22 protein-coding genes are annotated in these 24,988 nt (G+C 51.9%); 17 read left to right on the top strand and 5 right to left on the bottom strand.

Features of this window, described 5'->3' with window-relative positions; translation table 11 throughout:
• The first annotated feature begins 134 nt into the window (after positions 1-134).
• A complete protein-coding gene (locus MKX50_RS21410) occupies positions 135-2,438 on the top strand; it encodes a PAS domain S-box protein (protein ID WP_339157752.1) in 2,304 nt (767 codons plus the stop codon).
• A 245-nt stretch (positions 2,439-2,683) separates the two neighbouring features.
• Complete coding sequence (locus MKX50_RS21405) at positions 2,684-4,144, top strand: SulP family inorganic anion transporter (RefSeq protein WP_339157751.1); 1,461 nt, start codon at positions 2,684-2,686, stop codon at positions 4,142-4,144.
• Between the two features lie 55 nt (positions 4,145-4,199).
• Here the strand turns inward: MKX50_RS21405 and MKX50_RS21400 are convergent, their stop codons facing one another.
• Together MKX50_RS21400 and MKX50_RS21395 are read right to left on the bottom strand one after the other, a co-directional pair.
• Positions 4,200-4,502 (bottom strand): hypothetical protein, encoded by a 303-nt coding sequence (locus MKX50_RS21400; protein ID WP_213593902.1) that lies wholly within the window; start codon positions 4,500-4,502, stop codon positions 4,200-4,202.
• Between the two features lie 22 nt (positions 4,503-4,524).
• Positions 4,525-5,142 carry a TetR/AcrR family transcriptional regulator gene (locus MKX50_RS21395; RefSeq protein ID WP_213593901.1) on the bottom strand — a complete coding sequence of 206 codons (618 nt, stop codon included), beginning with the start codon at positions 5,140-5,142 and terminating at the stop codon, positions 4,525-4,527.
• Positions 5,143-5,330: 188 nt separating this feature from the next.
• On the opposite strand from MKX50_RS21395, the gene MKX50_RS21390 reads away from it, so the two are divergent.
• The 3 genes from MKX50_RS21390 (at position 5,331) to MKX50_RS21380 (ending at position 8,956) form a co-directional block, all read left to right on the top strand.
• Positions 5,331-7,577 carry an MMPL family transporter gene (locus tag MKX50_RS21390; RefSeq protein ID WP_339157750.1) on the top strand — a complete coding sequence of 749 codons (2,247 nt, stop codon included), beginning with the start codon at positions 5,331-5,333 and terminating at the stop codon, positions 7,575-7,577.
• Positions 7,578-7,657: 80 nt separating this feature from the next.
• Positions 7,658-8,374: an MBL fold metallo-hydrolase gene (locus tag MKX50_RS21385; protein ID WP_339157749.1), complete on the top strand. Its 717-nt coding sequence runs from the start codon at positions 7,658-7,660 to the stop codon at positions 8,372-8,374.
• 21 nt (positions 8,375-8,395) lie between these two features.
• Positions 8,396-8,956: a TetR-like C-terminal domain-containing protein gene (locus tag MKX50_RS21380; protein WP_339157748.1), complete on the top strand. Its 561-nt coding sequence runs from the start codon at positions 8,396-8,398 to the stop codon at positions 8,954-8,956.
• A 411-nt stretch (positions 8,957-9,367) separates the two neighbouring features.
• Here MKX50_RS21380 and MKX50_RS21375 read toward each other — a convergent pair whose 3' ends face one another.
• Positions 9,368-9,937 carry a type II toxin-antitoxin system PemK/MazF family toxin gene (locus MKX50_RS21375; RefSeq protein ID WP_213593894.1) on the bottom strand — a complete coding sequence of 190 codons (570 nt, stop codon included), beginning with the start codon at positions 9,935-9,937 and terminating at the stop codon, positions 9,368-9,370.
• Between the two features lie 224 nt (positions 9,938-10,161).
• Between MKX50_RS21375 and MKX50_RS21370 the strand changes: the two genes are divergently transcribed.
• Together MKX50_RS21370 and def are read left to right on the top strand one after the other, a co-directional pair.
• Positions 10,162-10,419 carry a YqkE family protein gene (locus MKX50_RS21370; RefSeq protein ID WP_213593892.1) on the top strand — a complete coding sequence of 86 codons (258 nt, stop codon included), beginning with the start codon at positions 10,162-10,164 and terminating at the stop codon, positions 10,417-10,419.
• Positions 10,420-10,470: 51 nt separating this feature from the next.
• Positions 10,471-11,052: a peptide deformylase gene (def, locus tag MKX50_RS21365; protein WP_339157747.1), complete on the top strand. Its 582-nt coding sequence runs from the start codon at positions 10,471-10,473 to the stop codon at positions 11,050-11,052.
• A 70-nt stretch (positions 11,053-11,122) separates the two neighbouring features.
• On the opposite strand, the gene MKX50_RS21360 is transcribed toward def, so the two are convergent.
• Positions 11,123-12,046, bottom strand: a complete 924-nt coding sequence (locus MKX50_RS21360; protein WP_339157746.1) for an AEC family transporter — start codon at positions 12,044-12,046, stop codon at positions 11,123-11,125.
• A gap of 186 nt (positions 12,047-12,232) precedes the next feature.
• Here MKX50_RS21360 and MKX50_RS21355 point away from each other — a divergent pair, with 186 nt between their 5' ends.
• From MKX50_RS21355 to MKX50_RS21310, 10 genes are all read left to right on the top strand, one after another.
• Positions 12,233-13,120 carry an ABC transporter ATP-binding protein gene (locus tag MKX50_RS21355; protein WP_339157745.1) on the top strand — a complete coding sequence of 296 codons (888 nt, stop codon included), beginning with the start codon at positions 12,233-12,235 and terminating at the stop codon, positions 13,118-13,120.
• Positions 13,117-15,318, top strand: a complete 2,202-nt coding sequence (locus tag MKX50_RS21350; RefSeq protein ID WP_339157744.1) for a hypothetical protein — start codon at positions 13,117-13,119, stop codon at positions 15,316-15,318. Before MKX50_RS21355 ends, MKX50_RS21350 begins: the two co-directional genes overlap by 4 nt.
• Positions 15,302-16,024, top strand: a complete 723-nt coding sequence (locus MKX50_RS21345; RefSeq protein WP_339157743.1) for a hypothetical protein — start codon at positions 15,302-15,304, stop codon at positions 16,022-16,024. Before MKX50_RS21350 ends, MKX50_RS21345 begins: the two co-directional genes overlap by 17 nt.
• A 67-nt stretch (positions 16,025-16,091) precedes the next feature.
• A complete protein-coding gene (locus MKX50_RS21340) occupies positions 16,092-16,721 on the top strand; it encodes an RNA polymerase sigma factor (RefSeq protein WP_213593880.1) in 630 nt (209 codons plus the stop codon).
• Entirely contained in the window at positions 16,702-17,556 is an 855-nt protein-coding gene (locus MKX50_RS21335) for a hypothetical protein (protein ID WP_213593878.1), read from the top strand. The genes MKX50_RS21340 and MKX50_RS21335 overlap by 20 nt, the downstream gene beginning before the upstream one ends.
• Positions 17,543-18,403, top strand: a complete 861-nt coding sequence (locus MKX50_RS21330; RefSeq protein ID WP_339157742.1) for an ABC transporter ATP-binding protein — start codon at positions 17,543-17,545, stop codon at positions 18,401-18,403. The genes MKX50_RS21335 and MKX50_RS21330 overlap by 14 nt, the downstream gene beginning before the upstream one ends.
• 311 nt (positions 18,404-18,714) lie before the next feature.
• Positions 18,715-20,007 (top strand): homocysteine synthase, encoded by a 1,293-nt coding sequence (locus tag MKX50_RS21325; RefSeq protein ID WP_283925829.1) that lies wholly within the window; start codon positions 18,715-18,717, stop codon positions 20,005-20,007.
• A gap of 1,239 nt (positions 20,008-21,246) precedes the next feature.
• Positions 21,247-23,190 (top strand): heavy metal translocating P-type ATPase, encoded by a 1,944-nt coding sequence (locus MKX50_RS21320; protein WP_339157741.1) that lies wholly within the window; start codon positions 21,247-21,249, stop codon positions 23,188-23,190.
• A 183-nt stretch (positions 23,191-23,373) separates the two neighbouring features.
• The gene (trxB, locus tag MKX50_RS21315; RefSeq protein ID WP_213593865.1) at positions 23,374-24,327 is read left to right on the top strand and encodes a thioredoxin-disulfide reductase; all 954 of its coding nucleotides are present in this window, start codon (positions 23,374-23,376) and stop codon (positions 24,325-24,327) included.
• Positions 24,328-24,391: 64 nt separating this feature from the next.
• A complete protein-coding gene (locus MKX50_RS21310) occupies positions 24,392-24,640 on the top strand; it encodes a glutaredoxin family protein (protein WP_339157740.1) in 249 nt (82 codons plus the stop codon).
• A 123-nt stretch (positions 24,641-24,763) separates the two neighbouring features.
• Here the strand turns inward: MKX50_RS21310 and MKX50_RS21305 are convergent, their stop codons facing one another.
• Complete coding sequence (locus MKX50_RS21305) at positions 24,764-24,961, bottom strand: hypothetical protein (RefSeq protein ID WP_213593861.1); 198 nt, start codon at positions 24,959-24,961, stop codon at positions 24,764-24,766.
• Positions 24,962-24,988 lie beyond the last annotated feature (27 nt).

Here is a 24,988-nt window from a genome sequence, read left to right as displayed (position 1 = left end):
CTTAGCAACAATAATGCATTTCAGTCTTCTTGAAAAGAGAAAATTCAACTATAATTATTTTCTGTATATCTTCATTTTTTTTCGATCGTGAACTCACTTGATGTACGAACATCCTACTGGACGGAGGCAGAGACATGAGCATCAGGGAAGATGGACAGCTGTCTACTCACGGGCACCAGAAAGAGAACTCAAATCAGCGTGAAATTGGCCAGAACTACTACAAGCAGATCGTCAACCATGCGGGAGATATCATTTACTGCTGTGATGAAGAAGGGATATGCGAATATATCTCGCCGTCCGTAGAGCCTTCTCTCGGCTACGTCCCGGAGGAATTGCTGGGCCGCCGTCACACAGAACTATGCCATCCTGATGACCGGACTTTTACGATCCGGCGGGAGATGCTTCGCGGCGGGGGCAGAATCGAGCTGCGGCTTAAGCATAAAGATGGAAAATACGTGTGGTTCGATTTCAATATTACCCGGCTTGGCCCCCGGGAAGGGCTGGAGAAGCCGGTCATTCTCGCCATCGGCCGCGACATTTCAAAATGGAAATACGAGCGGGCGATTCTGTCTGAAACAATGCGCACCGCGTTAATCGGCAGCTGGGAATGGGATCTGGCAAGGGATGAGATCGTCTTGTTCGATTACGTATATGAAATGTTCCACATTAAAAAGGGCTCCGTAGTCACAACGACCCAGCTTGTAGAACTGATACAGGAAAATGAGCGGAAGCAATTCATAGAAGCGATTCGGCGGGCGATGGAAGAAGGGAAGCTTGATTTCGAATTTCAATATAAATACGGGGACGGCGCGATAGGCTATTATTGCTTAAAAGGCATCGTAGCCTATGATGAGGATAAGAAGCCTGTCAAGATGAACGGAACCGTGCAGGACATTACGGAACGCAAAAATATCGAGCGTAAAATTCAGGAAACGGTTGAACGTTACACTTCATTGAAGAAGTACAATCATGACGCCGTATTCTCCCTTGACCTGGAGGGCAATATTATCAATGCAAACGTCATGGCTGTGAAGATGACCGGTTACGAAATTGAAGAAATGGCCGGCAAAAGCTTCTCGCGTTTTATCGGGGAGAAGTATGTCCAGCGCATCCTGAAAGAGGCGATCAGCGATCCGAGCATCGAAAAGCTGATCGATAAGCTTCATACGAAGCAGGGCGAGACGGTAGAGGTATTGACGACGATCGCCCCGATCATTATTAACAACGAGAACGTAGGCTTCTATATTATCGCCAAAGATATTACCGAGCAAAAAAGACTGCTCATCGCCAAAGAAGCAGCCGAAAGCACGAACAAGGCCAAAAGCGAATTTCTGGCCATGATGAGCCATGAAATCCGCACGCCGATGAACGGGGTCATTGGCATGACGGATCTGCTGCTGGAAACGACAGAGCTGGATAACACCCAGAGGGAATACCTTAATATTATCCGCAAGAGCGGAGATACCCTGCTGAGCATTATCAACGATATCCTCGACTTTGCCAAAATCGAATCGGGAAAGACCGTGCTGCACAAGGAGCTGTTCGACATCCGCAAGTGTATCTCTGAGACGCTGGACGTGCTTACCCCTAGAGCTTATGAGAAGGGACTGACGATGAAGTACGACGTCCATCCCGACGTTCCAGACGCTTTGATCGGCGATCCGGATCGCCTGAAACAAATATTTCTCAATTTGGTCGGAAATGCGGTGAAGTTCACTTTTAACGGCGGAGTATCAATATCGGTGGAGCTGCAGGAGAGGCAGGATCAATACGTCAGATTGAAGGTTATCGTCAAAGATACTGGAATCGGCATTCCCAAGGATAAAATATCGCATCTGTTCGAACCGTTCTCCCAGCTTGATCATTTCATGACGCGCAATTATGAGGGCACGGGGCTGGGGCTGGCAATTACGAAACGGCTGATTGGTCTGATGGACGGAGATATTTGGGTAGAGCCTGCGGATGGGCTGGGCGCTACTTTTGTATTTCATATCATGCTGAAAGAGCCCGCAAGGCAGACGGCAGCCGGCACAGGGGCGGACGGAGTTGGCCCGGACGGAACGCACGCGCAAAAGCTGAAGATTCTTGTAGCTGAAGATAATGAGATTAATCAGATCGTGCTGAAGAAAATGCTTGAACGGCTAGGCCATCACATCACGATCGTTTCGAACGGCATAGAAGTTATACAGAAAATTGCCTATGAACCGTTTGACCTTATTTTTATGGACGTGCATATGCCTGAGTTAAACGGACTTGACGCGACACGGGTCATCAAGGAGACTGTACCTGCAGACAAATGGCCGGTGATCGTCGCCGTCACTGCTAATGCCTTGAAGGGCGACAGAGAGAACTGCTTGAATGCGGGGATGGATGACTATATCAGCAAACCGATCAAGAGCACGACCATTGCGGAAATTATCGCCAAATATTTCGGGTAATTAGACTAACTTAACCGCATATAGTGAACAACGCCTTGCATACGAACGATGCAGGGTGTTTTTTTTATGAAGGACAGAGAAGGGGAGCAAATGGCTTTATTTTGCAGGAATAATAAGCATGTACGCCTTGTTAGCGTTTACATTCAGGCGGATTCAGTTGTGAAACAACGCTTAAATTTTATATAATCGAGTTCGTGAGCGTTGCACCGGACCCCAATTTAGAGTATATAGGAGGATTACATCATTTGTTTAAAACATTAAATATTCGTGCGGCTTGGTTCTCGAACATACGTGCTGATCTGCTGTCCGGCCTGACGGTTGCTTTTGCTTTAATCCCCGAGGCAATCGCCTTCTCGCTGTTGGCTGGAGTGAGCCCGATGGTAGGGCTGTATGCTTCATTTTTCATCGCCGTAGTGATTGCTTTTGCGGGGGGAAGGCCGGGAATGATCTCGGCAGCCACGGGGGCAATGGCGCTGTTGATGGGCGGCCTCGTTCGCGACTATGGCATCGAGTATCTCTTTGCAGCTACGATTCTCGCCGGCGTCATTCAAATTATTCTCGGCGCGCTGCGGCTTGGGAAATTAATTACCTTTTTGCCGCATTCCGTAATGGTAGGATTCGTAAATGCACTAGCGATCCTGATCTTTATGGCCCAGCTTCATTATTTTGCAGGCGAAGGCTGGGTGATGTACGCCCTAGTTGCACTGACTCTAGTTATTATTTATGTATTTCCCCGGATGACGAAGGCTTTTCCTTCGGCTTTGGCGGCAATTATCATCGTATCCGTCATCACGATGCTGCTTGGCCTGGACGTCAAGACGGTGGGAGACATGGGGACGATTACAAGTGCTTTGCCGGTATTCCATCTTCCTGAGGTAGGCTTGTCGTGGGACATGCTTAAGGTGATATTTCCAGTATCCTTATCGTTGGCCGTAGTCGGGCTGCTGGAGTCATTGATGACGGCGACTTTGATCGATGAGATTACCGATACGCCAAGCGATAAGAACCGCGAGATGAAGGGGCAGGGACTGGCTAACATCGTTACGGGCTTCTTTGGCGGGATGGCGGGCTGTGCCATGATTGGCCAGTCGATGATCAACGTTAAATCCGGTGGACGAACCCGTTTGTCTACACTGGTGTCAGGTGTTGGCCTGTTGTTCCTCATCATCGTGCTCGGTGATGTCGTCAAGGAGATCCCTATGGCAGCCCTGGTCGGCGTAATGTTCATGGTTTGCATAGGCACGTTCGATTGGGGTTATATCAGATCCATGCGCCGAAAAATCCCATACTCGGAAGGCTTTGTGATGGTTGTAACCGTCGCGGCCGTCGTAGCCACGAACAATCTTTCCATTGGCGTCGGCATCGGCGTATTGCTCAGCGCGCTTATTTTTGCCTGGAGGATGGCCAAGATTCGGATTACTTCCGAAGAGAGGGCTGATTTCAAGCAATATACGGTGAAAGGGCAAATGTTCTTCGGCACCGTATCGGGCTTCCTGAATGAATTTGACGTATCGGACGACCCGAAGCATATCGTTATTGATTTTACGGGATCTCACGTGTGGGATCATTCCGCCGTCCAGGCTATTTCCAAAGTCATTGCGAAATACCAGGAGCAGGGTAAGAAGGTACAGATCGTTGGGCTAAACAGCGAAAGTTCGGAGCTCGTTGACCGGGTTGGATTATTCGTTCCCGGAGAACAGGGTTAATGTACAGAAAAAAGGCAGGTCCGCGTAACATGAATGCGGCCTGCCTTTTATATTTTTATAGGAGACGGAATCTTTCAAGCTGATCCTGCAGTCCTTCCCGGGTCAGAATTTCCACCTGCTTCGGCCCGATCAAATCGAAGTGAGGATAAGCGTCCCGGCGATGAATGTATTTCGGGTTCAGCCCGTTATCCTCGCACCATGCCGCCAATCGCTCCAAATCATTGCACCCGACTTTGGTGACGGTCGTAATGCCCGGAAAGCGCGGATCCAGCCAGTAATGCGTCAAGTATGCAATTTCTCCTCGCGAGGCCCGCTGTTTCCAGGCGTTCAGCTCGTCCCGGGTGATCCCAAAGGCCATAGCTTTCATCCCTTTGCTGTCATTATTTGTGAATGCCCCTCCACAGAAAGGCTACGATTTTAGCTGCTGCTTCTTCATGCGACTCGAACAAGGACTCATTATTCGAATAGCGCCGTTCGCCAATCCTCAGCATGGACACATATAAATGCGCCGTGAGAAAAGGGTCATCGCAGTGGATCTCCCCCTGCCTGGCGGCATCGGCGAAGCCGGTCTCCAGCGCCTCGTACAGGGCGTTCTCATGCTGGTTCAACTGATTATGCTGCTCCTCGGTCAAATGATGCTTCACCTTTTCTGCCATGCCGTCCATATGTATCTGCGGAACACGCAAATAATTTTGGGCAATGAGCTCAAGCCGTTCCCGAAAAGAGCCTGGCTGAGCAAGCAGCGTCTCGATCCGTTGCCTGACATTGACGAGTACAGCGACCATCGAGGCCACGAACAGTTCGTTTTTAGTTGGAAAGTAATAATAGACGGAAGCTTTGGTTACGCCCGAATGCTGCGCAACCATATTCATGGAGACGGATTCGAAGCCATTCTCCATAAACAGCTTAGAGGCTATGAATAAAATATGCTGCGAAGTAGGCAGCCCTTCCTGCTGCACGGGAGGCCTTCCCAAGGGCTTCTTGTTCGGTGCTTTCATTAAGGTCACCTCAAATTACTTTACTGACGAATCATTATACCATAAGAAGCTATTCAAATAATCATCTTTCCTTGGACAGGCAGCAAATGAAAATAGATAATTGATAATTAACCTTCCGGTATATATAATTACTGTTATGATTTAAATCACGTTGACCCAAATTTGAAAATATGGAGATGAGAGAAGCGATGGAACATTTGCTGGAGCGGCTTGGCCGCTGGTTTGCGGGAAGCAAAACGAAATGGATCACCGTGGCTGTCTGGATCGTTCTCGTAGGAGCCTTGAGCGCGATCTGGCCGGGCGTTAATGAGAAGGAGGACAATAATGCGGCCAATCTAGAGGCGTCGATGCCCTCGGTACAGGCACAGCAGTTGGCTGAGCAGGAGTTCCCGAGCGATTCCGGGATTCCGGCATTGCTTGTCTGGCAGAGGAACACCGGGTTGACCGAGCAGGATTTCGGCAGCTTGCAGCAGCTTGCGGCTTGGCTGACGGACCATCCGCTTACAGGACAGGAGGGGGTGCCGCCCTTCCACCAAATGCCGCTTCCCGTGCTTCAGAAGCTGGCTTCCGAGGATGGAACGGCATTCGTGCTGCCGCTGTTCTTCAGCAAAGAAGCCGACACGGATACCCTCGAAGCGGGCATGAAGCAAATCCGGGAACGATCGGCGGAAATATTTGGAGCTGATCCGTTTGCAGTAAGCATTGGCGATGGGGAAGATCTATCGGCAAGGGTATCTGGCCCGGCAGGTATTTCCATTGATGCGGTCGGTTTGTTCTCGAGCGCGGACGTATCGCTGCTTATTGCCACGGTGCTGCTTGTACTCGTGCTGCTGCTGCTTATTTACAGATCTCCGATATTGGCGATGATTCCTTTGATCGGGGTAGGCTTTGCCTACGGGGCGGCCAGCCCGATTCTCGGTAAAATGGCCGACATGGGCTGGATTACCGTCGATTCGCAGGGAATTTCCATCATGACGGTACTGCTGTTCGGCGCGGGAACGGACTATTGCTTGTTCATGATTTCGCGTTTCCGGCAAGTTCTCGGAGTAGAACGTGATAAGACGAAGGCGCTTGTCCGCACATTCAAAGACTCCGCCGGAGCGGTCGCAATGAGCGGCTTCACCGTCGTCATTGCCTTGCTTGCGCTTTTATTCGCCAAATACGGCGCGGTTCACCGGTTTGCGGTGCCGTTCAGCTTATCGATCCTGATTATGGGCGCAGCCAGCCTGACGCTTGTTCCTGCGCTGCTGGCTATCTTTGGCCGCGGCTCCTTCTATCCGTTCGTGCCCCGTACACCGGAGATGATTGCCGAAAGAGCCCGGAAGAAGGGCAAGCCTGTTCCGGCCAATTCTCCGGCAGCAGCCAAGCAGCAGGGGGGCCTGATCGGCCGGGCGGTAACGCGCCGTCCATGGCTTATCATTGCGATCACCGCCATTTTTCTGGGCGCCTGCGCACTGAATGCCACCCGGATCGAATATACCGTGGACTTATTGTCGACGTTTCCCGAGAGCAGCCCGTCACGCGAAGGCTTTGCCGTTATCGGCGACAAGTTTACTCCAGGCGAGCTGGCCCCGATTAAGCTTATGGTTAATACGGAAGGGAAGGACGTGCCTCTGAAAGAGACGTTCTCCGCTCTCGCTTACGTTAGTAAAGTGTCGGAGGCGGCAGAAGGGAGCGGCAACCCGGATATTAAAGCTATAGATATCGAACTGAATCTGAATCCGTATTCCAATGAAGCGATGGCGCTCCTTCCAGAGCTGCGGGAGACAGCAGAAAGAATCCTCCGGACAGCTGGCATTACTGCACCGGAGGAGCAGGTATGGATCTCGGGGCAGACGGCAACCCAATATGATACGGAGCTGACGAATCAGCGCGATACGGCCCTCATCATCCCGATCGTCATCGGGCTGATCGCGCTTCTGCTGCTGCTGTATCTGCGCTCCGTCGTGGCGATGCTGTATCTCGTTCTGACCGTTGTGTTGTCCTATTTCTCAGCGCTGGGTCTCGGCTGGTTCGTCATTCATGATTTAATGGGCACCGCGGCGATACAGGGGCTTATTCCGCTTTATGCATTTGCTTTCCTTGTAGCCCTCGGCGAGGACTATAACATATTTATGATCTCCAGCATCTGGCGCAAGAGCAGAACGATGCCGCTGAAGCAGGCGATTCGGGACGGGGTGACGGAGACGGGCGGCGTCATCACGTCAGCCGGGCTGATTCTGGCCGGAACGTTTGCCGTCCTCGCAACGCTGCCGATACAGGCGCTCGTTCAGTTCGGCATCATCTCGGCGATCGGCATTTTGCTGGATACGTTCATCGTTCGTCCATTCCTTGTGCCATCCATTACAATGGTTCTGGGCCGCATCTCCTTCTGGCCGGGACGAGGTCCAAAGAGAAAACGGGCTGAGCAAGCGGAGCCGTATTCGACAAGTTAAAAAAATAATGCTTGCAAAACTAATACCATTAGTTAAAATAAAAACTAATGGTATTAGTTTATGTAGAGGAGCGTGTGTGGATGAGGATCATTCAGCGTGAATATTTAAAGCAAATCACGTTTATGCCCAGAGTGTTTCCGGTAAATTGTTATCTGGTTGAGGAGGAGGAGAGCCTTACTTTAGTAGATGCCGCTCTTCCTTATAGTGCGGCTGGGATCACGCAGGCGGTCAAGGATAGCGGCAAACCGCTGGCGCGAATCGTATTGACCCATGCCCATGATGACCATGTTGGGGCTTTGGATAAATTGAAGGCGAGCTTTCCAGAAGCAGAGGTATATATATCCGAGCGTGATGCGCTGCTGCTTGCCGGCGACCGGAGCCTCCAGCCCGGCGAGCCGCAGATGCCGATCCGGGGCGGGGTGCCCAAGTCCGTCAAGACCCGGGCGGATCATCTCGTCCGCGAAGGAGACAGCATCGGCTCCCTGCAGGTCATTGCTGCTCCCGGCCACACACCGGGTTCGATTTCGCTGCTCGATATGAGAACAAGGACGCTGCTCGTCGGCGATGCTTTCCAAACAAGAGGAGGGCTTACCGTGTCGGGGCATCTGCGTCTGAGCTTTCCTTTTCCGGCGCTGGCTACATGGAATAAAGAGGCGGCAATTGCAAGCGCGGTCAGGCTGGCGGAGCATCGGCCCGCCCTGATTGGGGCAGGGCATGGAGAGATGCTGGATAGCCCGGACAGGGTGATGCAGGCAGCAATACTGGCGGCGCGGCGCCAATTGGAGCGAAATAATTAGAACTTATGAGGAGTGTTCATCATGCCACCAAGACCTGGTCTTGATACCCGTACAGTACTGATGGCTGCGGTAGAGATTGCCGACCAGCAGGGCGTTCAGGCCGTAACGATTGCTTCGGTCGCAGCCGCCCTAGGAGTTCGTTCTCCATCGCTGTACAACCATATCCGCGGGCTCGAAGAGCTGAAAGCTCTGCTTGCCCTGTATGCCCTGGAACAGCTCTACAGCAGTGTTCGCGAAGCAGTGGAAGGGCTGGCGGGGAAGGAGGGGCTTGAACGTTTTGCCCATGCCTATATCCGCTTTGCCCGCCTGCATCCCGGACTGTACGAGAGCGCCCAGCTCGTCCCGCAAGGGATGAACCGCGAGGAAATCGAGCTGGCGAAGGAACGGGTTGTTGATCTGGTGCTGCAGCTTCTAGAGCCTTACGGGCTTCCGCAGGAGGATGCCCTGCATGCAGTTCGCGGACTGCGGAGTTTGATTCATGGCTTCGCCGCGCTGGAGCAACTCGGCGGCTTCGGCCTGCCGCTATCTGTGGAGGAGAGCCTGGACTTCAATTTGCGGGTTTTTCTCAAGGGGCTGGCGTAATAATTTGGTTAGAGTACAGCGGGTTTGGTTAAATATTACACAAGGGAGAACACAATAATCCCCGCAAGGAAGGAGCCTCCCTGCGGGGTGAATTTGCCCACGACCAGGTGGGCGACATAGATTATTATGTGCAGAACACAGGCGCAACATGCCACCTGTGGATAAGATTCTTAATAATGCGAAAGAGGAGCCGAGGCTCCTCTTCTGACTCAATACACGTAGAACGTGTGAGTTTATCCACGACGAGGTGGATGACATAATAAAACTCTACGAACAAATCACTTGTTAACATATTAACCTTTTTCCAGACATATGTCAATTCTTTTTTATCATTTTTCCCCTCATTTTCATTCTATTATTGCGTCTAATTGCATCCTGCAATCGTGAGCGCAAAGCGCCCCCTACAAGCCCTTAAAAGCCCAGCGTCCATTTCAGCCGGTTTTCCAGGCGGTTCATATCCTCTTCATCCAAATTACCGAGGTGCTCCTTTAAGCGTATTTTGCTGACAGACGTAGCTTCTTCCGTTTTGGCAGCGGAATCAAAGGCAAGGAAGTCATATTTGCTTTTGAACAGAAAATAATGACTCTGAAAACGCGGAATCGGTTTGCCTTCCTTCGTTAAAACCGGCTGGCCGGTTTTCGGACTGGTGCGCGTTTTTAAATTTTTGGTGAGCGGTACGACGATGACGTTGCCAGACGTAGAGTTTACCGTATTGTTCGATACGACGACGACAGGCCGCTCTTCGTTTTGCTCGCAGCCGATATTTTCTCCGAAATTGCAAAAATGTACGGCACCCCGGGCCATTCTCCGTTTCATTTGCACCTTCTCATGCTCAATCCAGTATTGCGCCATTTCGATTTTAACGGGTTTCCAGGCGTTGATTTGCTCCTCTTTCAATTTTTGCAGCGCTCTGACGCGGGCACTGGGCTGGGATGCGGATCTATTCACAGCATGATGATTGTTTTCCTGCTCGTTTCTCATACATTCTCTCCTCCAAGCCTTGGGAATGGACATATTGTAGAATTACACACGTTTGCCCTGATCCTAAACAAATATTGTCAAAATTTTTAATAAAGATGGAATCGGAAGAAAATCAACTTGAAGCCGGGGAGAAGGATTATTGACAAATAAATTTGACCGTATGATACTTTAGGCAGGCATGAACCAGAACTTAAGAGGAAGTCAGAAATAGAGGTGAACCGAGAATGGCCAAGAGAAGAGATTCCAAGCCTTCGACTGCTTCCAAGGGAGATAAGCCCGCGACGCTTAAAGATCTGCTTGGGGCGGATACGATCAGCAAGCTGAAAGAACAGGCCGCGAATCTGGAGCGTGAGCAAGAGGAGCGGAAGGCTGCTGCCCGAAAGCAGGCGGAAGAGGCTCGTCGGGCGGAGCAGAAAAGATTGGAGAGCGATTTTGAGTATTTGCTGAATAACAGCGACATGGATTGGCATAAATACAAATAAGCTCAGATTGGCGCATAAATCTGGTAATAAAGGTGGATGAGTGGTTCATTTATGAGTAAATTCAATAAAGACTATTTGATTACTATGGACGATATCGTAAGAGAGGGCAATGACATTCTTCGGGTGGTCACCGAGCCTGTTAGCATTCCGCCAACGGAGGAAGACCAAGAAGAGATGGCAGCGATGCTGCAATTTTTGAAGAACAGCCAGGATCCCGAAATGTCCAAAAAATACAAGCTTCGGGCCGGTGTTGGACTATCGGCTAACCAGATTGGCCTCAATAAACGGATGTTTGCGGCCTATCTCACTGATGATCACGGACAATCCCGGGAATATGCCCTCTATAATCCGAAAATTATCAGTCATTCCGAAGCGATGATCTATTTGCCGGAGAGCGAGGGCTGCCTGTCCGTCGACAGATCCGTTCAGGGATTCGTCCCCCGCTATGAGAAGGTGCAGGTCAGGGCCTATGATGGGGAAGGCAATGAGGTGAAGCTGCGGTTCAAAGGCTTCGACGCGATCGTCATGCAGCATGAAATCGATCATTTGAACGGCATTATGTTCTACGATCATATCAATAAAGAGCATCCTTACAAGCTGCCGAGCGGCGTGCCTATCGCGAGCATGTATTAGAATTTGCTTCAGCATTTAATGAAGACCAACCCGGTTTTGCGGGTTGGTCTTTTGGTATTTCCCCTTGGCTTTATTGCAGCAGGACGATCAGAACCGGCAAGGTGATAAAGGAGGCGATCGTCGTCCACAGGACGCACTTGGATACGGTCTGCGGCGAGGCGCCGAATTTCTCGGCGAGTGCTGAAGCGTTCACGGCAGCAGGCATGCAGGCGAGGATGAACAGTACGGCGAACAGCACGCCGTCGATTTGCAGCAGCCAGAGGGCGAGCAGGGCGACTATAGGCGACAGCAGCATCCGGGTGGCGATGCCGGCCCGGAATGCCCGTTTGGAGCCCGCGTTCATCGGAACGCCGGCTACGCCAACCATTTGCGCGCCGAGGATGGCAAGCACGACGGGGGAATAAGCGGCTGCAGCCATGGATATGCCCTGAGCGATGCCGAAGGGCAGTGAGAATCCGGTAGCTCTGAGCAAAATGGCGGCAGCGGCTGCATAGATGGATGGCAAGGTAAATACCGATTTTACCGCTTGCTTCATGGAAAAGCTGGAGCGTGCCGCCAAATACACGCCTATCGTATTGACGATGATCATTTGGCCGATGACGTAGACGGAGGCCTTGTCCAGTCCGAGCTGGCCGAAGGCGAGCAGAACGAGCGGCAGGCCGTAGTTTACACTATTCGTAAACGTCGCAACGAGGGTGAGCCCCGCTTTTTCATCGGACGGAAGCTTTAGAATCCGGCCTGCCACAGCGGCGACCAGCCAGAGCAGAATAAGGTTCAGCAGCGAGAAGCCAAGCGTCTGATAAATGTCTTGATATGAGATATCCGCCTTGGCCAGCGTCTCCAGGATCAGGGCCGGGTTCAGGAAATACAGGTAGAGCGTAACCAGCGGTCTGGTATCGAGTTTCTGGAATCGCTTGAGGAGTGCCCCCGAAATGACGGGAATTGAGATCGGCACGATGACTTGCAGCATGGTGTTTAGGACAGAATACAGCATCAATAATCTCCCTCCAGCCGACTAGCACGGCTATATAGACTCTAGCAAAAATCCCGCCAGCGGTCTAAGGAAAAATAAATCTGCGGAAAGCGCGAACTTTTTGATCCGCTATCCCGTTACAGTAGCAGAAGCCAACCGCGCGGGGTTATTCATTACATTACCGTTATGAAATGAGGAAATGATGGCATGATCAAGATCAATCATTTGTATAAAATGTACCGGAAGGGCCATATGGCGCTGGATGACGTCAATTTGACGATCGGCGAGGGCATGGTCGGCCTTCTTGGGCCTAACGGCGCAGGCAAAACCTCGTTGATGCGCATCCTGGCTACATTAATCCGTCCGAGCTCGGGAGACGCATTGATTCATGGAGTATCGCTAAAGAACGCGGAGGACATCCGGAAAATGATCGGGTATTTGCCGCAGCAGTTTCAAGTATATCCTCAGCTGACCGGAGCGGAATTTTTGGATTATGTCGCCGTAATGAAGGGAATGAGCGATCCGCGCAAGCGCAAGGCGGAAATTTCCCGCCTGCTGGAGGAGGTCAACCTTGCGGAGAAGGGAAATAAGCGCATCCGCACGTATTCCGGCGGCATGAGAAGGCGCCTTGGAATTGCTCAGGCGCTGCTCGGCTCCCCCCAGGTGCTGATTGTCGACGAGCCAACTGCAGGATTGGACCCGGAGGAGCGGGTGCGCTTCCGCAATCTGCTTACGCGGTTTAGCCTGGGCCGGATTGTGCTGCTGTCCACGCATATCGTTGCGGACATTGAGAGCAACTGCCGGCAGATCGCCGTGCTTGATCGGGGGGAAGTCCGGTTTTCTGGGGATTTGACGCGCTTGCAGACCGCCGGCGATGGCAAGGTATGGGAAGGGATCGTTGAAGAGAGCCTGTTCGCTAAGCTGAACCCGATGTCCATCGTATCCACCCGGCGCACGGATGACGGGCTGCTCTGCCGGATCATCGCCGATGCCCCGCCTATTGATATGGATGCGGCCGTAGTTCGTCCTACCCTGGAGGATGGCTATTTAGCGCTGCTAAGGTCTTCCCAGGAGGAAGGAGCAGGGCAGCGATGAGGAAATGGAAGCGCCAATTTGCGCTGGAATGGAATCATATTTTCCGCAATCCTTGGCTGATGGGGCTGCCGGCCCTTTACGGGGTACTGTATACATGGTTTCTGTCGGCGGTCTCGCCGCTGAACAATTTTTTTATCGAGGCCTACAGCTTTCATGCTCTGGTTCATACACTTACGCTGGGGATCGTCATGCTCCTGGGCATTCTGGCCGTTCGCCGCGACATTAGGCGGCCCGCTTACGAGTGGAGTACGGGACTGCCCTTGTCCTACGGGATGCGGATTACGGCTAAATTTGCTGCAGCCATGGCATATTTAACCTTGTTTTCCCTGCTCGCTGCCGGTTTGTTTGTCGCGTTCTCCTATGGCAGGGGGATCCAATCTGCAATCAACATCTCACACGGCGTTTATTTCTTTTTATCTTATGAAATCTCGTATGCCGTGACGCTGGCGCTGGCCATGCTCCTTGCCGTTTGTCTGCCGAATCGGGTCGTTTATTTAATCGGCTTCTGCGCCTGGATGTTTGGGACGTTTTTCATGCAGCTATTTATTGTAGAAAGGTACAATTTATATGTACTGCGCACATTTCACTTGAGCGAGCTGTTCGTTGAAGGGACGCGGGGATATGAACTATGGGGTTATGGGACGGATATCGATGAGCTGATAAGATCGGGATTATTCGTCTTGGCATTCGCGGCGTTGCTGCTGACCGCTGCCGTGACAATTCTTAACCTGCTGCGTCCGACCAAGCATGGGGCGCGTTTGTGGTTCACCGCGGGGCTGGCCGTACTGCTCGCCAGTGCAGCTTTTGCCCCCTACGGTTTACTGTGGCATGACAGGTATAGCAGCTATAACGCTAAAATCAATGACGAGACCATTCTGGACATCGTTAAATTGTGGGATGAACGAACGGAAATGTTTGAGGTTGCAAATTATGATCTTGTGCTGGAGAAAGCGGGGAATGACGTATTATTCGGCACGGCCCGGCTGGAAATTCCGGTTTCGGCCCTTATCCCTCAAGGCAAGGAAGAAATAACGCTGACACTCAACCGGCTTTTTAGCGTTAGTGAAGTGAAAGCGAACGGTGATCCTGTGTCTTTTACCCGGCAAGGTGATTTGCTGTCGCTGCCCTGGAGTGATGCGCTGGAACAGCGGGAGAGCGTAGGCCTGGAGATCCGCTATTCGGGAAAGGTTACGGAAGACAATGGAAAGGGTCTATTCCACGCTTTTGTCCAACGGGACAATGTGCTGCTGCCAAGGGATTTTGTCTGGTATCCGTTTCCTGGCATGCGGCACGTCTATGCGAAGGAGGATTGGTCCAACACGCTGCAGCTCGCCTCGATGTATAAGGATATGCCTTTTCCGGCGGCCGAGTACCGGTTAACGGTCAAAGGCTTCGATTCAAAACTCTATACAAGCTTGCCGGAACTTGAGCCGCAGGGAAATAACGATAAGCCGCATGGCGCTGACTTCAAAATGCAGGTGTTTCAGGGGTTCGGCAAGGACGGCATCAGCTTATTCGGCGGGCCGTTTGTTGAGGTTAGCGTTCCATCGCTGCCAAGCCGGATCATTACGACACCGAGCAGCAGGGCGCTAGCTGAGCATGTCTTGCAGGAGTGGAGCGGATACTACCGTTACTTCGCCTCATGGGTAGCGGATTTTGAACCGAAAATTCAACAGGTCGGTTATTTCGTAACCAAGCAGATGATGAACGAAAGGACCGAGAACGGAATGTACTCGATCTTTGCAAGTCACGGCGGGGATAACGGCTACGCTGGTTTGCTGATGACCGAAATGCTGCTGGGGACGCGAAAGGGCTCTTTTCATATCGAGAATACGAGGAAGGACATCCGGCTGCCCCTGCGCAGCTTGATGTGGTACGTTTATTATAGAGAAGCCGAGGGGCTCAGCCATAAGGACATAGAGAATGGAATGGCCGATTTCCGCATGCTTGGCGCGCTATTCCATCCGGACAGCAATGAGGATCCCGACAATTTGGGCGGCCGCATGGCTGAAGCGGCAGGTAAGGCGATCGATGCGGGAAAAATCAGCCAAGTGAAGGAAATACTGAATTACTTCTATGCTCAGGGGATGGAAATACCGCTGGAGGACCCGGACGGACCAGTTCAAGCGAGCCCCATTCCTTACGAAGCCTGGGAACGGGAGTGGGAGAGGGTGATGGGACATGAAAACGGAGCTTAAGGCGCTGGGCAGTCAGGTGCGGCTTGATTTGAGCATCGGGAAGCAGCCGCTGTTCCTGCTCACGCTGCTTATTTATTTCACCTATTGGGCAGCCATCTGGCTGGCCGATCCATACCGCCCTCAGACTGTAAATTATTATGCGGAAATGGGGATGTTCCCCATCGTTATTATGCTCACCGTCCTGCTGTTTGAGCGGGAAATCGGCGGGGGAAGCATGGAGGTCATCGCCACCTATCCCGTATCCCTCCGGCTTATGGCCGTGAGAAAGTGGATACTCGCTCTCGTACTCACCGGGTTGGCGGGAGTGGGCTGGATGGCTATGTACCGGATGAAATTTGGCGGTATCGTGAACGTCATGCATCCCTGGAATGGCGGTGAGGCCGTATCCCGACAGGCAGGGTACCTGCCGCTTCTGCTGCAGACGCTGCCGGCCTACATGCTGCTTGCTTCCGTGGCCGTGCTGGGCATCGCCTGGTTCCAGAAGCTTTACGGCGGTTTAATAATTGCCTTTGCCCTATGGATACTTGATACGGTGAGCGCCGGACGCATTCTTGGAGGCTTTACGCTGTATACGGCATATTTGACGGAAGGCTCCTCATTTATTGCTAACCGCGTTATTTTACTGGTTCTTGCCGGCTCCTTATTACTGCTGGCTGGAGGGGTCATGGGCAGCCGGGAGCGCTGGGTCGGCAGAGATGAGGAGTAGAGCTAAAAAGAGCCATAGAGCTTAATAATCTTATTGTTTATCACAAAAAAGAGAGAGGGGGGGAGTCATGATTTCCGATCAGCAATTAACAGAGCGGGTGGCCTTAGGGGAACAGGATGCTTTCGAGCATCTAGTTACCCGCTATCATGGACCTCTGCTGAATTACGTGACCCAGCAGCTGAAAGACCGCGGGAAAGCCGAGGATATCGTCCAGGAGACGTTCATCCGGCTCATCCGGCACCTGCGGCAGCATGGAGGGATGGAGCAGCTGCGGGCGTGGCTCTACAAAGTGGCGCTGAATTTATGCCGGGATTATTGGCGCAGTGCCGCCTATCGTTCGGAGTATACCGCTGCTGAGGAGATTCCGGATGATGCCGATCCTGCTCCTGGTGCCGAGGAGATGCTGGAAAGGCAGGAAATGTCCAAGCAGATTGCAGCTACCTTGGAATATTTGCCGGATATCCAGCAGGAAGTGGTTAGAATGCGCTTCTTCCATGATTTGAAGCTGCAGGAGATCGCGGAGCTGAAGGAAATCCCCCTTAGCTCCGTCAAATCGCATTTATACGGAGCCTTGCGCAAGCTGAAGCGTTTGCTGCTCAAAGGCTCCGAGCCGGATTTATCATCCCCGCATGCGGGGAGCCGAAACCGAAGAAATAAGGATAAGGAGGTGCAGCTTCATGAATCACTTTATCGATGAAGAGCTGGAAAAGCTGGAGGAAGAACTGCGGGAGCCGCTGCGGCGCGCGATAGCCCCCCCGCCGTCCCCGGCGGAGACCGCGGAGCTGATTCGCAGGCTGCAGCCGGAATTTGATGCACTCAAGGCGGATCATGCCTTGGAATCGCTTCAGTTCAATGAGCAGGTGGAAGCTCCAACCCTGAGGAAGCTGCTGCGCAGCCAATTCCGCCTGAATCGCAAATCGTTAATTATGTCCAGTTCGGCGGTGTTTTTGATGCTGATTCTTCTCGTCGATCCGGGCCAGCCCGTAAAGTCTATTGGAGTTCTGCCGTCTTCTTTGTTTCCGGTTATCACGCCGCTCATGCTGATCGCATCCATGCTGTTCAGCTACCGGACATGGAATTCCGGAATGCGCTCGATCGAGAGCATTACTCCTTATCCTCCGGCACTTGTCATGTACAGCCGAATGCTGATGGTCATCGCCCTGATCGTCGTATGGGCCTTCATGAGCTCGGTGGTCGTGAGCGTTCGCATCTTCCAGGCCGGCGAATTTGTCCTGCCGCTGGGCCCTTTTCTGCTGCAATGGCTCGGCATTACGCTGCTGACAAGCGGAGCGGCCATGTATGTTCTCTTTCGCAAAGGAATTTATTATGCTCTAGCCAGCGCCCTGGCTGTATATGTGCTGTGGTTCATTTACATTGATAATTCCCATTCTTACCTTCTGCGGGTCGAGTACCGGGCAATAATCGATGGCCTGCTGCTGGTAGCAGGAGTTGTGCTGCTGTTACGCTCTTATTACCGCAGCCGCAAAGTAAAATTCGAGGTAGGCGCAGGTGCAGGACATGATATCCATTGACTATGTTCGGCAGCCTGTTGGCACGTTTAAGCTGGAGATTGAACAGCTGCGCCTATATCCGGGACTGACGCTGCTTGTCGGTCCTAACGGAGCCGGAAAGTCGACGCTGCTTAGGCTGCTCGCTACAGTGGACAAACCGCGGAAGGGCAGGATCGCGTATCAGGGCCGCGAAGCGGCCGATCACCTGCCGCTTATCCGCAGCCAGATCGGCTACGTTCCTTCGGACATCGAGCTGTATGAGGAGATGACGACGTACAAACTGCTTATGTACCTTGCTGAGCTGAAGGGAGTGTTCCAAACCGAGCTGGTCGACCGCCTGATTCGCGATTTTCGGCTGGAGACGTACCGCAATACCCGGATCAGACGGTTATCGATCGGCGTACAGAGAAGGATTGCCATCGTTCAGTCTCTGCTGGCCCAGCCGAAATTCCTCTTCCTTGACGAGCCGCTAAACGCGCTGGATTCAGGGGAGCGGAAAATGGCCATAACATATTTGACGCGTTATGCGCTGGGGCGGGTCGTCGTTGCCGCTGTTCATGAATTGAATGAGTGGGAGGCGGCGGCGAACCGCATACTATGGCTTGAGAACGGCGGGATTCGTTTTGAGGGCGGTGCGGCGGAATGGAAGTGGGATCTTCCTTCAAAGGTTTGGGAGGGAACGGTGACAAGCGAGCAAATGCGCGAGTTCCCGGAGGAGCGGGTTATTTTTATGAGGGAGACGGAGGCGGGGCTTGTTGTAAGAGTTGTCGCGGAGCGAGTTCCTTTTCCAGGCTTGGCAGAGGTGCTGCCGTCTATGGAGGATGCCTATTTTATCCGCAAATTTTCTGTGAATTCCCAGAGCAGATAACTGTCCACATGTGCATAACCCTGAACAGGGAGGGAATCAGCGGTATTTAGCGGTCGATCATGTGAATATGTAGATGATTCCCGACCTGCTCTCCGGAAATTATGAACAGTATGCACATATCCATGCACATATGAACAAATTAGCCGCGGTTTTCAGCCGTCGGCTTATTTGTTGTCCACAGCAGATCGAGAAAATGAATAATTCATAGGAATTTTATCGGATTTGGTATTTTCAAACGCTTCATTATGTGAGAGAATATGAAAAAACAATGACATCCTTTTGGGTATGCAAATTTAAAGGAGGATTTAACTATGTCTGAAGAGCGTCAACTCGGTCTTGAAACACTTGCGGTTCATGCGGGTCAGGAAATTGATCCTACTACTTATTCTCGCGCGGTACCGCTGTATCAAACAACATCCTATGGCTTCCGCGATACGGAGCATGCGGCCAATTTGTTCGGACTGAAGGAATTTGGCAACATTTACTCCCGTATTATGAACCCGACGAACGATGTGTTCGAGAAAAGAATCGCGGCGCTCGAGGGCGGCGTTGGCGCACTTGCCACGAGCTCCGGTCAGGCAGCGATTACGTTCTCGATCCTGAATATCGCAGGTGCCGGGGATGAAATCGTCTCCTCCGCCACGTTGTACGGCGGAACGTATAACCTGTTCTCTACTACGCTAGCGAAGCTGGGAATTAAAGTGACCTTCGTGGATTCGTCCAACCCGGAAAATTTCCGCGCGGCGATCACAGATAAGACCAAAGCTCTGTATGCAGAGACGATCGGCAATCCGAAGGGCGATGTCCTCGATATCGAAGCGGTAGCCGCGATTGCTCATGAGCACGGCATCCCGCTTATCGTAGACAACACCTTCCCAAGCCCGTACCTGCTGCAGCCGATTAAGCACGGGGCAGACATTGTTGTGCACTCAGCCACGAAATTCATCGGCGGACACGGCACTTCCATTGGCGGCGTCATCGTTGACGGCGGGAAGTTCGACTGGAAGGCCAGCGGCAAATTCCCGGGGCTGACCGAGCCGGATCCGAGCTACAACGGCGTTGTCTATACGGAGGCGCTTGGCCCGCTGGCTTACATTATTAAAGCCCGCGTACAGCTGCAGCGCGACCTGGGCGCATCCTTGTCTCCATTTAACGCTTGGCTGCTTCTTCAGGGTCTGGAGACGCTGCATCTGCGCGTAGAACGCCATAGTGAGAACGCGCTTAAGGTAGCGAAGCATTTGGAAGCACATCCGAATGTCGAATGGGTCAGCTATGCTGGACTTCCTAGCCATGAATCCTATGCGCTTGCCCAGAAATACCTGCCAAAGGGCCAAGGCGCAATCCTGACCTTTGGAATCAAGGGCGGGGTAGAAGCTGGCCGCAAGCTGATCAACAGCGTGAAACTGTTCTCGCACTTGGCCAACGTCGGTGATTCCAAATCCTTGATCATTCATCCGGCAAGCACGACGCATCTGCAGCTGTCTCCGGAGGAGCAATTGTCGGCAGGCGTTACTCCTGGACTCATTCGCCTGTCCATCGGCACAGAGTCGATTGAAGATATCCTCTATGATCTCGATCAAGCGATTGCGGCAAGCCAAGCCTAATCATCTGTTTATATCCTGTTAGAGCTATGCGAGTCTGAACGCTGCTCCCGAAGGTTTGTCATCAAGCCTTGGGAGCAGCTTTTTTAATTGGGCAATAACACCGTTTATGAATTCGGTGATTAATGGTGGCGGCATGGTGGCAGGGCGATGGTAACCGTTCGTTGGGCGGCTGCTGTGGGGCTGCAACGGCAGTGAAAGTATCAGGCAGTGACTATGCCGATTGCGGTGGCTATTATGGCTATTATGGCTGTAATGACTGCAATGACTATCGTGACTACAGTGACTAGTAGCTGTAATGACTATCGTGACTAGTAGCTGCAATGACTGCAATGTCTAAAAAGTGACTGAGAGTAACTAAAGTGACTGTAGGTGGTTTTAATGACTTTAAATGACTGTAAGGACGGTAGTAGCTGTAGTGGCTGAAGTAGCTGAAATAGCTGAGCTGTCAACGGTGATATTGTTAATGAGGTTGAGTAATTATCGTGACAGGAGTTTATAGTGGCAGTGATCGACTGGCAATTACGATACTAACTGCAATTGTTGCAGTTAGAATGAGATGTTTTTCATGCGGCGCTTTAACTAACTGTATTTCTTACAATTAAATTAGCTGATTACGGGTTGCTATGGTGAAAAGTGACATTTTAGATGTAAGAAATACATTTATAACGCAATATTGCTCGGAATGAAGCTAAATAGATGTATGAAATACAGTTAGTCTCAATGAAGATCCACCTTTCAGACTGAAATTCACCTCTCAATGAAGATCCACTTCAGCGAAAACCCATTGGCATCGAACTTTCTCTCCAGCTAAATTTCATCTAGCCAAACTGCCTACCTGCCCAACACCCCAACACCCCAACACCCCAACACCCCAACACCCCAACACCCCAACACCCCAACACCCCAACACCCCAACACCCCAACACCCCAACATGCCCGGCTCACCCACCTGTCTCCCTGCTAAAAACCTACTCAACAGCTATCAAAATGATGGAGAGAGGACAACGGGCCGTCCTTCACAAGCAGATTTGTCTACTCACCTATTTACATAAAGCGAAAAAAGGCTTAAAATGAATCTAAAGTTTCACTGAGGAAAAATTATTGTTCTGATGCAAAAATGATTATCGTTCTCAATTACATGCTGCTCCGGGATTTTCCCGGGGCAGCATGTGCCATTTTAAGGGCATTAACAATAGTATTCATTCTCAATTAGATAACACATCAAGGGAGGAGATTTATATGCAAGCGATACACAAAAGAGTTAACGCAATCCAGCAATCCGCGTCCGCAAATTCTCCGAATCCGCGGAGACGGCGGCGTCAGTCGCTGCTTCACATGCTGAAGCATCGGGAGATTATTATTGCGCTGGGCAGTGGCGTGCTTATGTTAACGGCGTGGGGAGTAGGATCGTTCTCGCAAACGATATCCGTGCTGCTCTATATTGCTGCTTATTTTACGGGAGGATTCCTGAAAGCCAAAGAAGGGCTAGAGACGTTAATCAAAGATCGCGATCTGGACGTAAATCTGCTGATGATCGCCGCGGCGCTGGGAGCTGCCTCTATTGGCTACTGGAATGAAGGCGCGATGCTCATCTTCATTTTCGCCTTGAGCGGCGCGCTGGAGTCCTTTGCCAGCGAACGCAGCCATAAGGATATCTCTGAGCTGATCTCCTTAAAACCGGAAACTGCGGTGAAGGTGGGCCAGGACGGGATGAAGGTCGTTCCTGTGGAAGAATTGGCCATCGGCGACCTTCTGCTCGTGAAGCCAGGCGAGGTAATTCCTGCGGACGGAGTAGTGCAAAGCGGCAGTTCGGCCGTCAACCAAGCTGCCATTACCGGGGAATCGATACCGGTGGATAAAGCGCTGGGCGACAGCGTATTTGCCGGAACATTGAACGGAGAAGGAGCTCTGTATGTAGAAGTAACGAGCCCGGCAGAAGGAACTCTCTTTGCCAAAATTATCGCACTCGTCGAGCAGGCGCAGAATGAGACGCCGGAGTCCCAACGCTTCATCAAACGGCTGGAAGGCATTTATGCCAAAACTATCGTGGCAGCGACAGCAGCGCTTATTCTGCTTGCCCCGCTGGTGATCGGCTGGAGCTGGTCATTTACTTTTTATAAAGCGATGGTCTTCCTCGTCGTGGCTTCGCCTTGCGCTCTGGTCTCATCTGTGATGCCAGCAATGCTATCGGCCATGTCCAAAAGCGCTAGAAAGGGCGTCCTCTTTAAGGGGGGAGCGCATATGGACAATTTGGGCAACACGAAGGTAGTGGCTTTCGACAAGACGGGCACGTTAACGGCCGGGCAGCCGGTCGTCACGGAATTGTTCGTGGCTGACGGCTATGACCGCTTGGATGTGCTGGCGGCTTGCGCTTCCGCTGAAAGCTTGTCTGAGCATCCGCTTGCCAAGGCGATCGTAAACAAGGCCGTCAGCGAAGGTCTGCAGATTAAGGAGGCCGAGGATATGAGAGCCATTACTGGCTGGGGCATCGAGGCCAGAGTGAATGGACGGATGTGGCGCATTGGCAAGGCTAGTGAGCAGGACGCCGCCATGCCGGCCGCATTGATGGAGCGGCTGAAGATATTGGTTGGAGAGGGCAATACCGTCTCGCTGATTATGCAGGACAATGACTATGTGGGCCTGGTTGCTCTGCAGGATGTCATTCGTCCTCAGGCGGTTGCCGCAATCTCCAAGCTGCGCGAGATGGGGATTGCCACGGTGATGCTGACGGGAGACCGTAGCGGGACGGCCGAGGCTATAGCGAGAGAGGCTGGCGTGGATCAGGTGTTTGGCGATTTGCTGCCGGAGGATAAGGTAAATCATGTTCGAAGCCTCCGGGAAAAGCACGGACATATCGTGATGGTCGGCGACGGCGTCAACGATGCCCCAGCCCTTGCATCCGCCACGGTCGGCATGGCCATGGGCACGGGCGGAACAGGAGCCGCACTTGAGGTGGCGGATGTCGTGCTGATGAACGATAATTTGGAAATGGTTGCGGAGACCGTAGCATTGGCTCGCCGCGCCCGCAGAATCGTGAAGCAAAATCTCGTGTTTGCCGCGGCCGTCATTCTGACGTTAATCGTAGGCAACTTTGTTCAAGGCATATCGCTTCCGCTCGGCGTGATTGGGCATGAGGGCAGCACGCTTCTCGTCATTTTGAACGGGCTGCGCCTGCTTCGTTGAAGCAGGGCAGTTCCTTCCCGGATTCATAGATCCTTCATGCAACCTTCACGGAACACGGCTAACGCAAATATTGACCTTAATTAATCATTACTTGATAATAAAGATTAGGTACTGTCATCAAAATGAATAAATAGATATGCGGCACTCATGTTAAATTATTGCCTTGAAGGAGGATGTAATAAGATGTATAAATCCATTATTATCGGAACGGGCCCGGCAGGGCTGACCGCGGCGATTTACTTGGCCCGCGCGAACCTGAAGCCGCTCGTTATTGAAGGGCCTCAGCCTGGAGGCCAGCTGACGACGACGACGGATGTAGAGAACTTCCCCGGCTTCCCGGAAGGAATCATGGGGCCTGAGCTGATGGATAATATGCGCAAGCAAGCGGAGCGTTTCGGCGCTGAATTCCGTATGGGCTGGGTGAACTCGGTCGATATGAGCAGCCGTCCGTTCAAACTTCAAGTGGAGGGCATTGGGGAGCTGGTGTCCGAAACACTAGTAATTTCGACGGGAGCTACCGCCAAATATCTTGGAATTCCAGGCGAGCAGGACAATGTGGGCCGTGGCGTAAGCACCTGCGCGACCTGCGACGGCTTTTTCTTCCGCGGGAAGGAAATCATCGTCATCGGCGGGGGCGACTCTGCGTTGGAAGAAGCAGGCTTCTTGACAAGATTCGCTTCCAAGGTAACGCTGGTTCACCGCCGGGACGAACTGCGCGGCTCGAAGATCATGCAGGACCGCGTGCGCGCCAACGAGAAGGTGGAATGGGCGCTGAACCGGACGCCGATTGAAGTCCTGACAAACGAAATGGGCGTAACCGGGCTTAAAGTACGCAATAATGCGACCGGGGAAGAGGAAGTTATCCCGGCCAGCGGTGTATTCGTAGCGATTGGGCATCACCCGAACACGGGCTTCCTGGGTGGTCAAATCGATACGGATGAGAATGGCTATATCATTGTGAAGCCGGGAACGTCCGAGACGAACGTACCGGGCGTATTCGCTTGCGGCGACGTTCAGGATACCCGTTACCGCCAGGCTATTACGGCTGCGGGAAGCGGCTGTATGGCAGCGATCGATTGCGAGAAATTCATAGAAAGCCTGGAGCATGAGGCTGCTGCAGCTGCAGCTGCGAAATAACAGATAACTACTAGATAATAGATATATAGACTAGATAAACCCGGGTAGGAAGAGGAGAAATCATATGAGTCAAGTTATCGTATATACAAGCACGAACTGTCCGAACTGCCATCGGGTCAAGAGCTACCTTGCGGAGCGTGGCGTTTCTTACGAGGAGCGCAACGTGCAGAGAAACAAGGAGTTCGCTCAGCAGGTATTGGATATGGGAATACAAGTCGTTCCGGTCACGGTTATTGGTGAGCAGCGCATTACCGGATTGAACAGGCTTCAATTTGATAAGGCATTAGCCGAGCATGCATTGCTTCAAGCTTAAGGCTGAAAAGCCTTGGCCTCCAATTCAAAGATGCGAAATCTAAATAGGAACAAGAAGAGGAGAACGGTTAGCCCGTTCTCCTCTTATATTCCATAATGCGAAGACAAAGTTGTATAGGTATTGTTAGACAATCAAGCCGGCAACAAACTGGAATACGATATAACTAACAATTCCGCTGCCGATCAGAATGAGCCCGCTCTTCTTCCGCCCTTGGAACAGGCGCAGCAAACCTAGGCTGCCTAGCGGGGCAATGATCAGGATAAAAAACATCACAGTAATAAAAAGTTCAACGGAAATGTCCGATATATTTACTATAGTCATATACTTGTCTCTCCGTTCCTAATATGG

Origin of the sequence: Paenibacillus sp. FSL W8-0186, assembly GCF_037969765.1 — a bacterium.
GTDB classification, from domain to species: domain Bacteria; phylum Bacillota; class Bacilli; order Paenibacillales; family Paenibacillaceae; genus Fontibacillus; species Fontibacillus woosongensis.
This window is presented reverse-complemented; position numbering and strand designations above follow the sequence as displayed.

Bases quoted from the DNA above. Each gene is read 5' to 3' on its own strand.
- MKX50_RS21410 (WP_339157752.1), top strand. From the start codon at position 135: ATGAGCATCAGGGAAGATGGACAGCTGTCTACTCACGGGCACCAGAAA.
- MKX50_RS21330 (WP_339157742.1), top strand. From the start codon at position 17,543: ATGATATCCATTGACTATGTTCGGCAGCCTGTTGGCACGTTTAAGCTG.
- MKX50_RS21345 (WP_339157743.1), top strand. From the start codon at position 15,302: ATGAAAACGGAGCTTAAGGCGCTGGGCAGTCAGGTGCGGCTTGATTTG.
- trxB (WP_213593865.1), top strand. From the start codon at position 23,374: ATGTATAAATCCATTATTATCGGAACGGGCCCGGCAGGGCTGACCGCG.
- MKX50_RS21400 (WP_213593902.1), bottom strand. From the start codon at position 4,502: ATGGCCTTTGGGATCACCCGGGACGAGCTGAACGCCTGGAAACAGCGG.
- MKX50_RS21375 (WP_213593894.1), bottom strand. From the start codon at position 9,937: ATGAGAAACGAGCAGGAAAACAATCATCATGCTGTGAATAGATCCGCA.
- MKX50_RS21355 (WP_339157745.1), top strand. From the start codon at position 12,233: ATGATCAAGATCAATCATTTGTATAAAATGTACCGGAAGGGCCATATG.
- MKX50_RS21360 (WP_339157746.1), bottom strand. From the start codon at position 12,046: ATGCTGTATTCTGTCCTAAACACCATGCTGCAAGTCATCGTGCCGATC.
- MKX50_RS21380 (WP_339157748.1), top strand. From the start codon at position 8,396: ATGCCACCAAGACCTGGTCTTGATACCCGTACAGTACTGATGGCTGCG.
- MKX50_RS21350 (WP_339157744.1), top strand. From the start codon at position 13,117: ATGAGGAAATGGAAGCGCCAATTTGCGCTGGAATGGAATCATATTTTC.
- MKX50_RS21390 (WP_339157750.1), top strand. From the start codon at position 5,331: ATGGAACATTTGCTGGAGCGGCTTGGCCGCTGGTTTGCGGGAAGCAAA.
- MKX50_RS21335 (WP_213593878.1), top strand. From the start codon at position 16,702: ATGAATCACTTTATCGATGAAGAGCTGGAAAAGCTGGAGGAAGAACTG.
- MKX50_RS21340 (WP_213593880.1), top strand. From the start codon at position 16,092: ATGATTTCCGATCAGCAATTAACAGAGCGGGTGGCCTTAGGGGAACAG.
- MKX50_RS21325 (WP_283925829.1), top strand. From the start codon at position 18,715: ATGTCTGAAGAGCGTCAACTCGGTCTTGAAACACTTGCGGTTCATGCG.
- MKX50_RS21320 (WP_339157741.1), top strand. From the start codon at position 21,247: ATGCAAGCGATACACAAAAGAGTTAACGCAATCCAGCAATCCGCGTCC.
- MKX50_RS21395 (WP_213593901.1), bottom strand. From the start codon at position 5,142: ATGAAAGCACCGAACAAGAAGCCCTTGGGAAGGCCTCCCGTGCAGCAG.
- def (WP_339157747.1), top strand. From the start codon at position 10,471: ATGAGTAAATTCAATAAAGACTATTTGATTACTATGGACGATATCGTA.
- MKX50_RS21305 (WP_213593861.1), bottom strand. From the start codon at position 24,961: ATGACTATAGTAAATATATCGGACATTTCCGTTGAACTTTTTATTACT.
- MKX50_RS21370 (WP_213593892.1), top strand. From the start codon at position 10,162: ATGGCCAAGAGAAGAGATTCCAAGCCTTCGACTGCTTCCAAGGGAGAT.
- MKX50_RS21385 (WP_339157749.1), top strand. From the start codon at position 7,658: ATGAGGATCATTCAGCGTGAATATTTAAAGCAAATCACGTTTATGCCC.
- MKX50_RS21310 (WP_339157740.1), top strand. From the start codon at position 24,392: ATGAGTCAAGTTATCGTATATACAAGCACGAACTGTCCGAACTGCCAT.